The organism is Cytobacillus sp. OWB-43, from assembly GCF_034651445.1.
GTDB classification, from domain to species: Bacteria; Bacillota; Bacilli; order Bacillales; family Cytobacillaceae; genus Cytobacillus; species Cytobacillus kochii.
On sequence record NZ_JAYEFF010000008.1, the window covers coordinates 40,306 to 54,851 of the forward strand.

Annotated in this window: 13 protein-coding genes and 1 riboswitch; all 13 genes read left to right on the forward strand. The window is 37.2% G+C overall.

Features of this window, described 5'->3' with window-relative positions:
- The first annotated feature begins 250 nt into the window (after positions 1-250).
- Positions 251-1,483, forward strand: a complete 1,233-nt coding sequence (locus tag U9M49_RS20360; RefSeq protein ID WP_322910450.1) for a helix-turn-helix transcriptional regulator — start codon at positions 251-253, stop codon at positions 1,481-1,483.
- Between the two features lie 83 nt (positions 1,484-1,566).
- On the forward strand, positions 1,567-2,580 hold the full coding sequence (locus U9M49_RS20365; protein ID WP_322910451.1) for a DUF3231 family protein: 1,014 nt from the start codon (positions 1,567-1,569) through the stop codon (positions 2,578-2,580).
- 9 nt (positions 2,581-2,589) lie between these two features.
- Positions 2,590-3,057 carry a hypothetical protein gene (locus U9M49_RS20370; protein ID WP_095371903.1) on the forward strand — a complete coding sequence of 156 codons (468 nt, stop codon included), beginning with the start codon at positions 2,590-2,592 and terminating at the stop codon, positions 3,055-3,057.
- 367 nt (positions 3,058-3,424) lie between these two features.
- Positions 3,425-3,510: riboswitch (cyclic di-GMP riboswitch) on the reverse strand.
- A gap of 226 nt (positions 3,511-3,736) precedes the next feature.
- Positions 3,737-5,071: an RNA polymerase factor sigma-54 gene (gene rpoN, locus U9M49_RS20375; RefSeq protein ID WP_307317805.1), complete on the forward strand. Its 1,335-nt coding sequence runs from the start codon at positions 3,737-3,739 to the stop codon at positions 5,069-5,071.
- Between the two features lie 20 nt (positions 5,072-5,091).
- Positions 5,092-5,340 carry a glutaredoxin family protein gene (locus U9M49_RS20380; protein WP_322910452.1) on the forward strand — a complete coding sequence of 83 codons (249 nt, stop codon included), beginning with the start codon at positions 5,092-5,094 and terminating at the stop codon, positions 5,338-5,340.
- Positions 5,341-5,534: 194 nt separating this feature from the next.
- Positions 5,535-6,563, forward strand: a complete 1,029-nt coding sequence (locus U9M49_RS20385; protein ID WP_322910453.1) for a sugar-binding transcriptional regulator — start codon at positions 5,535-5,537, stop codon at positions 6,561-6,563.
- Between the two features lie 15 nt (positions 6,564-6,578).
- On the forward strand, positions 6,579-7,586 hold the full coding sequence (gene gap, locus U9M49_RS20390; RefSeq protein WP_224937085.1) for a type I glyceraldehyde-3-phosphate dehydrogenase: 1,008 nt from the start codon (positions 6,579-6,581) through the stop codon (positions 7,584-7,586).
- Positions 7,587-7,870: 284 nt separating this feature from the next.
- Positions 7,871-9,055 carry a phosphoglycerate kinase gene (locus U9M49_RS20395; protein ID WP_307317798.1) on the forward strand — a complete coding sequence of 395 codons (1,185 nt, stop codon included), beginning with the start codon at positions 7,871-7,873 and terminating at the stop codon, positions 9,053-9,055.
- Positions 9,056-9,082: 27 nt separating this feature from the next.
- Positions 9,083-9,844, forward strand: a complete 762-nt coding sequence (gene tpiA, locus U9M49_RS20400) for a triose-phosphate isomerase (protein WP_307317797.1) — start codon at positions 9,083-9,085, stop codon at positions 9,842-9,844.
- The gene (gene gpmI / locus U9M49_RS20405) at positions 9,837-11,369 is read left to right on the forward strand and encodes a 2,3-bisphosphoglycerate-independent phosphoglycerate mutase (RefSeq protein ID WP_322910454.1); all 1,533 of its coding nucleotides are present in this window, start codon (positions 9,837-9,839) and stop codon (positions 11,367-11,369) included. The genes tpiA and gpmI overlap by 8 nt, the downstream gene beginning before the upstream one ends.
- A 90-nt stretch (positions 11,370-11,459) precedes the next feature.
- The gene (gene eno / locus U9M49_RS20410; RefSeq protein ID WP_095371910.1) at positions 11,460-12,755 is read left to right on the forward strand and encodes a phosphopyruvate hydratase; all 1,296 of its coding nucleotides are present in this window, start codon (positions 11,460-11,462) and stop codon (positions 12,753-12,755) included.
- Positions 12,756-13,449: 694 nt separating this feature from the next.
- Entirely contained in the window at positions 13,450-13,683 is a 234-nt protein-coding gene (gene secG, locus U9M49_RS20415) for a preprotein translocase subunit SecG (protein ID WP_095371911.1), read from the forward strand.
- A gap of 115 nt (positions 13,684-13,798) precedes the next feature.
- Positions 13,799-14,545 (forward strand): alpha/beta hydrolase, encoded by a 747-nt coding sequence (locus U9M49_RS20420; RefSeq protein WP_095371912.1) that lies wholly within the window; start codon positions 13,799-13,801, stop codon positions 14,543-14,545.
- Position 14,546: the final 1 nt, after the last annotated feature.

Genomic DNA, 14,546 nt, shown 5'->3' on the forward strand with positions numbered 1-14,546 from the left:
TAGCTCTATATTCTTTAGGGCTAAGGCCGCTTAATCGTTTCTGTTTTGCCCCTTATTAGGTTATTTTTTTCGAAAAAAGTTTCATGGTTTACTCTACCGTATAAAACATGGTCCTCCTAGTTTGTCTATTACTTTTCCGTCATGTGTAAGACGGTTAAATAGGATTTCCTTGCCTTTCTCCATCATTTTTCTCTGCTATAATAGCCAAAAAGAGACATGATTAACTTTTCACTTATTGGGAGGTTCAAGGATGGAAGGAAAAATCATCAAATACTATCGAGAAGCAAAGAAGCTTACACAGAAGGAGATTGTACAAGGCATTTGCTCTATCACCCATTTAAGTAAAATTGAAAGAGAGTCTACTCAATACTCCAGTGAAATTATTTATATGCTTTGTGAACGGTTGGAAATTAACATGGAAGATGAAATTGAACGATTTCAGCAATTTAAGCGAAAGATGACTGACCTCCAAAAGCAAATTATTATTCAAGATGATGAGAGAATTGAGCAATTAAAGAAAGAGTTAACAGCAAACTCGTTAAGAAAAGTACCAGATTTTCAAGCGAGTTACTTTCTAACAATGGCGAGGTACTTCTTATATAAGATGAAAGTGACAGAAGCTTATTACTTTATCAACCAACTTCAAAAGGAAGTGATAGAGCTAACCTCTTTTGAAGAGAATTCATTAAAGCATCAATTAGGGATATATTATTTTTTAACGGGGAGAAATAAAGACTGTATTCGAGAATTAAGTTCTATTGACCATGATAGCTATCATCAAAATGAATATTATTACCATCTAGCACTCGCTTATTATGCTGCTAATCAGAACGTACAAGCCTATTATTATGGTAAAAAAGCTGCTGATTATTTTCATTCAACGATGAATGTTAATCGCATGATAGATTCGGAAACATTATTACTTGTGCAGTTAAATGCGAAAGGTGCTCATGATTTTAAAGAGACGAAAGATAGGTATGAGGCTCTTTTTCGTTTATGTGAAGAGTGTGGCGAAGTAGAGAGAAAAGCAAAGGTATATAACAACTTCGCTTATGACCTTCATAAAAGGAAAAAATACACTGAAGCACACTATTACTATTTGAAAGCATTAGAAATTGCCTGCGAAAACTCTCCATTATACGCCATGTTTTTAGAAAATTATATTCATAATGGTTTTATTAGTGGGTTAGTACATAAAAAGGAATTGTTACAAGAAGTAAGAAAAGGGATTGAATTAGCAAAGACTTACCAATGGAGTGGGCTTTTTACATTTGAGTTTTACTCCTTCTTAATTGAGGGCAGAGAAGAGGAAGCATACGCCATAATAGAAAATAAATTATTACCTTATTATCGTCAGTCGGGTGATACGCTTATGATAGAAAAATACGAACAACGTTTATTTGCTTATTATAGGAAGATTGGTGACGTTGAAAGCGCGTTTAAATTGGCAAAAAGTTTAATTGCTTCACCGACATTAGTTTAATTGTATATGGATGTAAAAAAACTGGGAATGTTTCCTTAAGGTTAAGGACACGCTATAGATAATCTTTCAATGGGAGGGTTAATATGGCGGAGAAAGATCAAAGGTTAACGGCATCTGAGTTAGCACAGCTATGGAATGCCTATATGAATAATAAAATGTATAAATGCGTCCTGCAATATTTTTATGAAAAAGCTGATAAAGGAGAGATTAAGGAATTTATTGAGACGGCTATCGAGATGTGTGATGAAATTATTTTTGATATTACGACGATCTATAATAAGAACAACCATCCATTGCCGAAAGCCTTTAGTGAAGAAGAAGATGTCAATATAACTGCTCCAAAGCTTTACTCAGATGTGTTTATTCTTGCGTATATGCATGATATGACTCGTTATGGCATTATTGGTTATGGAACTGCATTAGCTATTGCAATTCATGAAGATGTGGATCAAGTTTTCACAAAAGCATTGGAAAAAGGTTCACAATTATATAGAAGGGCAATTAAATTGCAGCAAGAAAAGGGTGTTTTTCACCCCTCACCGTCTATTCCAATCCCAGAAAAAATTGAAATCGCTGAAAAAAATAGTTATTTAAACGGCTTTATAAGTGAACAGCGAGCATTATCAGTCGTTGAGATTATGAATGTGTACAACGATATGCAAAGAAATGCTTTAGGAAAGGCCCTGTTTTTAGGTCTTTGTCAAACTGTTACTTCCAATGATATCAAGAAATTTTTGCGGAAAGGTCTTGATTTGTTCGATGAAAATGTCCAAGAATTTGCTAATACTTTAATTAAGGATAGCATTTCTGTTTCACCGACTTGGGACTCAGAAGTGCTTAATTCTACCACACCACCTTTTTCAGAAAAGCTAATGCTATACCAAGTAGTAATATTTATTGCTACGTTATCCGGCTATTATGGGACAGCATTAGGTACGACTACAAGACGGGATTTAACGGTAATGTATGCAAAGATAATGACCGAAACATTAGACTTAGGCAATCAATCGGCAAGTTTATTAATTAAATACGGTTGGCTTGAACAAGCCCCTCAATCAGTAGACCATAGAAATATTTCTAAAAAGAAAAGGAAATAGGGATGTTCTGTGAGAAAAAATAACCCGATTGAGAAATTGTTTTGGTCGATTGCTTTTCCCGGTTTTGGTCAATATTTAAATGGTAAATTGTTTAAAGGTACTGTATTTTTAGTTTTAGAAATTTTATTTAATGTCATGGGTAATTTTAACGAAATTATTATGTTAAGCTTTCAAGGGAAAGTTCATCAAGCTGCTGAAGCAGCTAATTATGGATGGTTAATGTTCTATCCGTGTTTATACTTCTTCGCTATTTGGGATGCTTATAAGGATGCTGGGGGTGAAGGGAGTAAATATTCATTCTTACCATTTGTATTTTGTGCTTATTTTGTAACGGTTGGTCTTATGTATTCAACAGAGGTATCAATATTTGGCGTGTTTTTTGGGCCTGTATGGTTACCAATGATAGCTGTCATTCCTGGTGTCATAATTGGTTGGCTCATTCGATTTGTCATCATTAAATTTTCAACTTCATCATAAAAGCCAACCCTTCGCATGATTATATGGTTGGCTTTTAAATTTGGTATGTATACAATTAATCCTCATTTACTGTTGCTTTGCATACGGGACAAGTAATTTTTTCATTCGATCTAAATTGGATTTTCTTCAAATCTTTCCTCGTAAATGTAGCAAAAACATTATAGCGGAAACCGCATATACAAGAGTGTTTGTCTTTTACAATGTGGGTTAAATGGGTTTCATCGCTTTGAACGGTTGGATAGATCATAAGACACACCTTTCTTTTTTGTGGGAAATTTAGGCAAAATTAGAAAGGTTTTTATATAGGAGACCTTTAGAAAGTCCATAAGAGGTAAGGGTGATTCAAGCGGAAATAATCACCTCACACATCTGCAACCCGGCTGCCATGACAATATATGCTTTAGGCCCGTGGCTTTGCGTCTTTTACTTTCGTAAAATTTGCCCAATATGATAGATTCTATCACATATTCATAGAGTATGGTCGACAAACGTCCTTTTTGTAACTAAAGGGAAAAATAACTGAAAAATCTAATAATTGTTTAGTTTCCACAAATCTTCCTTTTTCTTTTTTGATAATATTTACTCTACAATCTGAATAGTTATGTAGTGAGCTACCAATTTATTTCTATACACTATTTCAGGTGATTATTGTAGAATGAGAATAAGGGGGGTTTTTAGAATGAACTTGAAAGCAGGGTTGTGGCAACAGCAAACATTAAAATTGACCATGACACAAGAGCTTACACAAGCGATTGCGCTGTTACAATATAATACACAAGAATTGTCTGCCTTTTTGGAAAGTAAGGCGTTAGAGAATCCCCTTATGCAAATTGAAGCGAGTCCTGCACAAGCAGCCGATTCGAGATTTGACCGAATGAAACCATCAAAACAAAAAGTAGATGACAATAAACAGGACTGGATTGAACAAATCGGTTCAAAAAACCATACAACATTACAAGAATACTTACATTCGCAGTTAGCGATCGCAGAATTAAATCATATGGAATATAAACTCATTTCCTATCTCATTGGATGTTTAGATGAAAACGGTTACTTACAGACAGACATACAAACTGTTGCGGAAAAATTCAACGTAAGTGAAGAGGATATGAATGAAGCGTTGATAGAGATTCAAAGTTTAGAACCTGCAGGAGTAGCGGCGAGAGACTTACAGGAGTGTCTATGGTTACAATTAGAGAGACTTCACCCTTATAATGAAATCGCTGAGAAAGTCATTAGTGATTATTTTCTTCTTTTTGCTGATAAGAAATGGAAAGAAATAGCGAAAAACCTGAAAGTAGAACTAAAAGAAATCCAAGAAGTTTTTGATCTTGTGCAAACACTAAATCCAAGACCAGCTGCATCCTTCCAAAATGAGTTAGCACCATATATTACACCAGAAGTCGTTATTCAGTGGGAAGATGGGACTTTTTCTGTAAGTATATATGATGATGTGCTACCAAAGATTCGCTTTAATGAGAGCTATTTTCGTAAGTTTCAAGCAGATGGAGATCAAGAAGTGAATCGTTTTTTGCAAGAGAAAAAAACGGACTTTCATTGGATTGCTAGAAGTATAGAACAAAGAAAAGAAACATTATTAAAAGTAGCATTAAAAATTGTTGAAAAACAGCCTGAATACTTCTGGAAGGGCCCAAATTATTTGCAACCGATGACAATGAAAGAGATAGCCGATGAATTAGAGATACATGAATCAACTGTCAGTCGTGCGGTCCGTGAAAAATATGCGCAAACGCCATTTGGAACGATTGAATTGCGATCCTTTTTTTCTAGTACGATTAAGACGACGTCGTTTGAGAATGCATCATCTGAGCAGGCGAAAAACGCAATAAGTGACATGGTCAAAAGTGAAGATAAGAAAAAACCTCTTTCAGATCAAGTGATAGTCAAGCGATTAGAAGAGGAAAAAGGTATTGTGATATCAAGAAGAACAGTTGCAAAATATCGTGATCAATTAAAAATTCCATCTTCTTCAAAAAGAAAAAGATACGAATAAAAGAGTGGGGTGGATGATTATTGCAGATTGTTAAACTGTATACAAGAAAAAGATGCCCTTTATGTGAGCAAGCTGAGCTTGTCATTGAGATGGTCCAAGAAGAAAGTCTATTTCAATATGAAGCCATTGATATTGAAACAAGTGATGATCTAACAGAACGCTTTGGTTTAATGATTCCAGTTATTGAGGTAGACGGTGAGATCCTTCAATATGGACAAGTAGATTATGTCACTCTTTCTGAGAAGTTAAGTTGGGAAAGTGATAAATGATTGAAAAATAAAAATAACCCTGCTAATATAAAGTTGTAGGGTTATTTTTAAAGATTGATGATTAAATTATTGTAAAAAGGGTATAAGAATAAAGAAGAAAAAAATGAAGTTTTGACTTCATTATATATTTTTATTCTCGTGGGACACAAAATGTCTTGCGTGGACATATAATGTCCATATAAAGGAGTAAAAAATTGAATAAGTGGATGAATGTTACTCAAAAAGTAATTCCAGACTTGATGGAAATAATGAAAAGACGATATGAAATTTTGCAACAAACCTCTTTAATGGAGCCTGTAGGAAGAAGGAGTTTAGCGACAAAAGTAGGGATGACCGAAAGAGTATTACGCGGAGAACTCGATTTTTTAAGAGAACAAGGCTTAATTATTGTAGATGCACAAGGAACGAAACTATCGGAGGCTGGAAAGCATCTCCTTGTAGATCTCCACGAGGTAATTAAAGAATGGTCGGGATTAAATGATAAAGAAATAAACTTGACAAATATGCTTCAAATAGAAAAGGTGCTACTTACTTATGGGGATACTGATAAGGATGAAACAGTAAAGTCAGAGTTAGGAAAAGAAGTAGCCCGCCTTGTTCAGGCGATAGCTAATGGAGGGATGACCATTGCAGTGACGGGTGGATCCACAATTTCAACTGTAGCTGAAGCGCTAAGGAAACAGCAACATATGGTGGATGTCTTATTTGTTCCAGCCCGTGGAGGCGTCGGCACAGATATGAGATTCCAAGCCAATACATTAGCGGCGCGAATGGCAGAAGAATCGGGCGGCACATACCAAACATTGTATGTCCCAGATGTCGTCGGTGAAGAAATGTATCAATCCATCATCAAGGAACCAGAAATAAAGCAAGTGCTGAAAGTGATAAAAAAGGCGAATATCGTTATTCACGGTATTGGCAATGCACTTGAGATGGCAGAAAGACGTGGTACCCATAAGGGAAATATAAAGGAATTAACAGAATCAGGTGCGATTGCTGAAGCATTCGGGTATTACTTTAATGAAGAGGGTAAAGTGGTCCATCGTTTGCAAACAGTAGGACTACAACTAGAAGATTTGCAACATGCAGAATATGTGATTGCCGTTGCAGGTGGATCAACAAAGGCTAAAGCGATTGCTGCCTACATGAAACAAGCACCGAAACAAACAATACTTGTCACAGATGAGATTGTGGCAGAGGAATTACTAAAAACAATTAATTAACGGAGGTTTCATAATATGACAATTAAAGTGGGAATAAACGGATTTGGAAGAATTGGCAGAAACGTATTTCGTGCGAGCTTTGAAAAGGAAAATGTAGAAATCGTTGCGATAAATGACTTAACAGATGCGAATATGCTAGCTCATTTATTAAAATACGACTCCATTCATGGAGCATTTCCGCACGAGGTAAAGGTAGACGGCGATAACTTAATCGTAGGTGGCAAAAAGGTTAAAGTGTTAGCAGAAAGAAATCCAGCTGATATTGGTTGGGGTGATTTAGGTGTTGAGTTAGTTGTTGAATCTACAGGCCGCTTTACAAAACGAGCAGATGCAGCGAAGCACTTAGAAGCAGGTGCGAAGAAAGTGGTTATATCTGCTCCGGCAACCGATGAAGATTTAACGATTGTAATGGGTGTGAATCATGAGTCATATGATCCTGACAACCATCATATCGTATCAAATGCTTCTTGTACGACGAATTGCTTAGCACCGTTGGCGAAAGTTTTACATGATTCATTTACAATTAAACGAGGAATGATGACAACTGTCCACTCCTATACAAATGACCAGCAAATTCTTGATTTGCCTCATAAAGATTATCGTCGAGCAAGAGCAGCTGCAGAAAATATTATTCCAACAACAACTGGAGCAGCAAAAGCCGTTTCTCTTGTTCTACCAGAATTAAAAGGGAAATTAAATGGTGGTGCCATTCGTGTTCCAACACCGAATGTTTCTCTAGTTGATTTAGTTGCCGAGCTTGATAAAGATGTCACAGTCGATGAAGTGAATGAAGCATTGAAATCTGCCGCAAATGGAGAGTTAAAGGATATTCTTAGCTTTAGTGAGGAACCATTAGTTTCAGGTGATTACAATGGAAATCCTGCATCATCAACCGTTGATGGATTATCTACAATGGTTATGGAAGGCAATATGGTCAAAGTCATATCATGGTATGACAATGAAAGTGGTTATTCTCACAGAGTGATTGATTTAATGGAATATATGGCTGAAAAAGGATTATAAATGTAGGTTTGGTAAACATTAAAAATAAAATTTTGCTTACAAACTCACATCTTTATGGATATTAGATGAATGAACGTCTATAATGATAAATGGTGAAGGGAGAAAGGGACCATACCTCTCCCTTTTATTTTGACTTTTTCTATACGTTTTCGCGCTTTTCTTGCGCGAGTAAGAAAGAAAACGGTGATTTTTATACATATAAATGAATGAACATTCGCCTTTCTTGTAGTACAAGCAGCTAACTAGAAAATAGTCTATTATTATGTTTAGGAGGGCCTTTTACTATGAACAAAAAGAGCGTAAAAGATGTAGAACTAAAAGGAAAACGCGTATTTTGTCGTGTAGACTTTAATGTGCCAATGAAAGAGGGACAAATCACGGATGAAACACGTATCCGCGCAGCAATTCCGACAATTAACTATCTAATTGACCAAGGAGCGAAAGTGATTTTAGCTTCTCATTTAGGGCGTCCAAAAGGACAAGTAGTAGAAGAGTTAAGGTTAACTCCTGTTGCAGAAAGATTATCTGCCTTGCTAGGAAAAAATGTTGCCTATGCAGATGAGGCGTACGGAGAAAAAGTAGAACAGGCAGTAGATGGTTTAGAAGAGGGCGATGTTCTATTACTAGAGAATGTTCGCTTTTACCCAGGTGAAGAGAAGAATGATCCTGAACTTGCTAAAGCTTTTGCCCAATTAGCAGATGTTTATGTAAATGATGCTTTTGGTGCAGCACATCGTGCACATGCATCGACAGAAGGAATTGCCCACCATATCCCAGCGGTTTCTGGTTTGCTAATGGAAAAAGAATTAGAAGTGTTAGGCAAGGCATTGTCAAACCCTGACAGACCATTTACAGCTATCATTGGTGGTGCAAAGGTAAAAGATAAAATCGATGTAATTGATAATCTATTAGATAAAGTAGATAATTTAATTATCGGTGGCGGTCTAGCCTTTACGTTTGTAAAAGCACAAGGCCATGATATTGGCAATTCTCTATTAGAAGAAGATAAATTAGAATTAGCGAAAACGTTTATGAAAAAAGCGGAAGAAAAAGGCGTGAAATTTCTAATGCCAATTGATGCTGTCGTTGCCGATCGTTTTGCTGAAGACGCAGATAGTAAAATAGTGGCTATTAACGAGATTCCAGGAGATTGGATGGCATTAGATATTGGTCCTGAAACGGCTAATTTATATAGTGAAGTAATTGCAGATAGTAAGCTAGTCATTTGGAATGGACCGATGGGTGTATTTGAAATGGATCAGTTTGCTGGTGGAACAAAAGCAGTAGCAGAAGCATTAGCGGAAGCAAATGACACATACTCTGTTATCGGTGGTGGTGATTCTGCAGCAGCAGTCGAGAAATTCCATTTTGCTGATCGTATGAGTCATATTTCAACAGGTGGCGGTGCATCATTAGAATTTATGGAAGGAAAAGCCCTTCCAGGTGTTGTCGCTTTAAATGATAAATAAGTAATAAAAAGGAAAGGACGAGATAGTATGCGTAAGCCGATTATTGCAGGTAACTGGAAAATGCATAAAACAATGAATGAGGCGAAGTCCTTTATTGAAGAGATTAATGGTCTTGTTCCAGATGAAATGGATATGGATACAATCGTGTGTGCTCCAGCCCTATTTTTAGAGCGTCTTGTAGATGGTGTGGAAGGTTCACCTGTTGCCATTGGTGCACAAAACATGCATTTTGAAGATAATGGCGCATTTACTGGCGAAATCAGCCCTGTTGCACTTCAAGACTTAGGTGTATCATATGTCATCATTGGTCATTCAGAACGTCGCGAAATGTTCAATGAAACTGATGAGACTGTGAATAAAAAAGCGAAGTCAGCATTTGCACATAACCTCACTCCCATCATTTGCGTAGGTGAAACACTTGAACAAAGAGAAAACAATGAAACAATGAGTTTTGTTGGACATCAAGTTGAAGCAGCGTTGTCGGGATTATCTGATGAGCAATTAAAACAGGCTGTCATCGCTTATGAACCGATATGGGCTATTGGTACAGGAAAGTCATCTTCAGCAGAAGATGCAAACGAAGTATGTGCCCATATTCGTTCTGTCGTTAGTAAACAGTTTTCTGAGGAAATCGCCGAAGCTCTTCGCATTCAATATGGTGGTAGTGTGAAACCGGCAAACATTAAAGAATATATGAGTCAAGCGGATATTGACGGTGCACTTGTCGGTGGCGCAAGTCTTGAGCCCTCTTCCTTCCTGCAATTATTGGAGGCGGGTAAGTATGAGTAAATCACCTGTTGCTTTGATTATTCTTGATGGCTTTGCCCATAGAGAAGAAGTCAAAGGCAATGCTGTTGCTCAAGCGAAAAAACCGAATTTTGATCGGTTATGGAATGAGTATCCACACGCTTATTTAACAGCAAGTGGAGAAGCGGTTGGTTTACCACAAGGACAAATGGGGAACTCCGAAGTCGGTCATATGAATATCGGGGCCGGACGCATTGTTTATCAAAGCTTAACAAGAGTAAATGTGGCTATTCGTGAGGGGCACTTTGAGCAGAATGAAACATTCCTTGCAGCGATTAATCATGCGAAGAAAAACAATACAAGCCTTCATCTGATGGGATTATTGTCAGACGGTGGTGTGCATAGTCACATTAACCACTTGTATGCCCTCCTTCAGCTAGCTAGTGACGAAGGATTAAAAAAGGTCTATGTCCATGGTTTTCTTGATGGCCGCGATGTTGGTCCGCAGACAGCTAGAGGATATATTCAAGCGGCAGAAGCGAAAATGAAAGAAATTGGTGTAGGTGAATTCGCCTCTATTTCAGGTCGTTATTACTCAATGGATCGTGATAATCGTTGGGAACGTGTGGAGAAATCTTATCGTTCGATGGTGTATGGCGAAGGTCCTGCTTATCATAGTGCCCATGAATTAGTCGAAGATAGTTATGCGAACGGTATTTATGACGAATTTGTTATTCCTTCTGTTATTGTGAAGGAAGATGGATCACCTGTTGGAAAAGTTAGTAATAATGATGCTATGATTTTTTACAACTTTAGACCTGACCGCGCGATTCAGATTTCAAATACGTTTACAAACAAAGACTTCCGTTCATTTGATCGTGGTATAGGCCATCCAAAGACTTTATTCTTTGTTTGTTTAACCCATTTTAGTGAAACAGTTGACGGGTATGTTGCATTTAAACCGACAAACCTAGATAATACTCTTGGAGAAGTACTTTCACAAAATCACTTAACGCAACTGAGAATTGCAGAAACAGAGAAGTATCCTCATGTTACATTCTTTATGAGTGGAGGAAGAGAAGCAAAATTTCCTGGTGAAGAACGGATTTTGATTAACTCACCTAAAGTTGCTACTTATGATTTAAAGCCTGAAATGAGCGCCTACGAAGTAACAGATGCTTTGCTTGATGAAATTAGTCAAGATAAGCATGATGCCATTATATTAAATTTTGCTAACCCTGATATGGTGGGGCACTCAGGAATGCTAGAACCAACAATTAAAGCTGTTGAAACGGTTGATGAATGTCTTGGAAAAGTGATTGACGCCATTATTGCTAAAGGTGGAAAAGCGATTATCACCGCTGACCACGGCAATGCGGATGAGGTCATTACTCTTGATGATCATCCAATGACAGCTCATACAACTAATCCAGTACCTGTTATTGTAACGGAAAAAGGTCTAATATTACGTGAAGATGGTATATTAGGAGATTTAGCTCCAACTATACTTGATTTATTAAAAGTGTCTCAACCTGAAGAAATGACTGGTTCTACATTAATTAAATAAGTGCCGGTGTTCACTTTTTTGTGAACATCCGTGCCTTACATATAAATGAAGTTTGACAAGATGACAGCCAATGAAAAAGGAGAGATTATCATGCCATTTATCCAACATGTATATGCTCGTGAAGTATTAGATTCACGTGGAAATCCAACAGTAGAAGTAGAAGTATTAACCGAGTCTGGCTTCTTCGGCCGTGCGATTGTACCATCTGGTGCATCAACTGGTGAATATGAAGCCGTTGAACTTCGCGACGGAGACAAGGATCGTTACTTAGGTAAAGGTGTTCAAAAAGCAGTAGATAATGTGAATAACTTAATTTCTGAAGCAATTATTGGTTTTGACGTAACTGATCAAGTAGGTATTGACCGTACAATGATCGCACTAGATGGCACAGAAAATAAAGGTAAATTAGGTGCAAATGCGATTCTTGGTGTTTCTATGGCTTGTGCGCATGCAGCAGCAGAGTCTGTTGGTTTACCACTATACCGCTATCTTGGTGGTTTCAATGCGAAACAATTACCAACACCAATGATGAATATCATTAATGGTGGTTCTCATGCGGATAACAATGTTGATTTCCAAGAATTCATGATTATGCCTGTTGGCGCTCCTACATTCAAAGAAGCGATCCGTATGGGTGCTGAAGTTTTCCATTCATTGAAAAAAGTTCTTTCATCTAAAAGCTTAAACACGGCAGTAGGTGACGAGGGTGGCTTCGCCCCAAACCTTGGGTCAAACCGTGAAGCGCTAGAAGTCATCATTGAAGCGATTAGCAATGCAGGTTACGAAGCAGGTAAAGATATTTACCTTGCAATGGACGTTGCTTCATCTGAATTCTTTAACAAAGAAACCGGCAAATATGATTTAACTGGAGAAGGTCGTCTTGGATTATCTTCAGAAGAAATGGTTTCTTTCTACGAGGAGCTTGTTTCTGAATTCCCAATCATCTCGATTGAAGATGGATTAGATGAAAACGACTGGGAAGGCCACAAATTATTAACTGAACGCATCGGTGGTAAAGTTCAATTAGTAGGGGACGACCTATTCGTTACAAACACGAAAAAGCTAGCACAAGGAATTGAACAAGGTGTAGGAAACTCAATCCTTATTAAAGTAAACCAAATCGGTACATTAACTGAAACATTTGAAGCGATCGAAATGGCGAAACGTGCTGGTTACACAGCAGTCGTTTCTCACCGTTCTGGCGAATCAGAAGACGCAACAATCGCTGATATCGCTGTAGCTACGAATGCTGGTCAAATCAAAACAGGTTCAATGAGCCGTACAGATCGTATTGCAAAATACAACCAACTACTTCGCATCGAAGACGAGCTTGGTGATTTAGCTGTGTATGACGGATTGAAATCTTTTTATAACTTGAGTAAATAATGTCTTAAAAAAACAAACATCATTTTGTAAATGGTGTTTGTTTTTTTTTGGCTATTTTAGGTTTTAAGGGATGCCGATCTCCGTAGTGGAAAATACGCGTAAATACATGGCGAGATAAATAAAGAAATGTCAAAACCAAAAGCCCTGACTCGTTTATCATAGAAACGCGTCAAATTTTTGGATTCACTACGGATTTTGACTCATTAATCAAGGAACCGCGTCAAATTTTTGAATCCACTACGGAATCTGACTCGTTAATCATGGAACTGCGTCAAATTTTTGGATTCACTACGGATTTTGACTCATTAATCAAGGAACCGCGTCAAATTTTCGGAATCACTAAGGATTCTGACTCGTTTATCATGGAATCACGTCAAATTTTCGGATTCACTACGAATGTTGACTCATTTATCAAGGAATGGCGTCAAATTTCTAAAACCACTTCTTTGTATACTACTTTGAAAAGAAAAATCAAAAATACAGAAATATATATAATAGAGTCTTTCCTGAAAAGTGGCTAATCACATCGTACAATAATGAGATTACCATTTTTGTTAATAATTTGTAGATGCGCAAATAGGCATGCGGGCATGAACTTGACATTTCATGATAGATTAACTTGTCTGTACATAGTAAATATGCTAAAATTTGAGTATTATTATTGTACGTAAATGGTTGATATGGAGGTGCCCACATGCATACACTTTTAATTACATTGCTAGTCATTGTGTCTATCGGTTTAATTGCCGTTGTTTTACTTCAATCAGGAAAAAGTGCAGGTCTTTCAGGTGCGATTTCTGGTGGAGCGGAGCAGCTTTTTGGTAAACAAAAAGCACGCGGCTTAGATTTGATTTTACATCGTTTGACGATTGTTTTAGCTGTTTTATTCTTTATTTTAACAATCGCAGTTTCTTATTTTGCTCTATAAATAGAGACGAACAATGCAATGCCTGGCCTCAACGAAAGGTCGGGTTTTTATTTTGCCTATTACAGGGAAAACTAATCATGTTAAACAAACGTTTGATTGAAAGGAAGTTTACATAATGAAAGTAGTTCAACCAAAACCATTCACATTTGGAGATGGTAAACGAGCAGTATTATTATTACATGGGTTTACTGGTAATACAGCAGATGTTCGCATGATGGCAAGATTCCTAGAAGGGAAAGGTTATACTTGTCATGCGCCATTATATAAAGGCCATGGCGTCCCGCCGGAAGAACTTGTCCATACGGGACCAGAAGATTGGTGGCAAGACGTCATGAATGGTTATCAACACCTAAAGGAAATGGGGCATGAAGAAATCGCGATTGCCGGCTTATCTCTTGGTGGGGTATTTTCCTTGAAATTAGGTTACACTGTACCTGTAAAGGGTATTATAACCATGTGTGCACCTATGCATATTAAATCTGAAGAAGTGATGTACGATAATGTCGTTGATTATGCCCGACAATATAAGAAGCTAGAAGGAAAATCACCCGAACAAATCGAAGAAGAAGTAGCTAAGTTTAAAGAAACACCAATGAACACATTAAAGGCATTACAAGCATTAATTGCAGATGTTCGTCATAATGTGGATATGATTTATTCTCCGACTTTTGTTGTGCAATCAAGAGAAGATCATATGATTAATACTGAAAGCGCGAATATTATATACAATGAAGTAGAAAATGATCAAAAACAGATTAAATGGTATGAAGAATCCGGTCATGTCATTACACTTGATAAGGAAAGAGATCAGCTGCATGAAGATGTGTATCAATTCTTAGAGCAGCTTGATTGGCAAGTGTAAG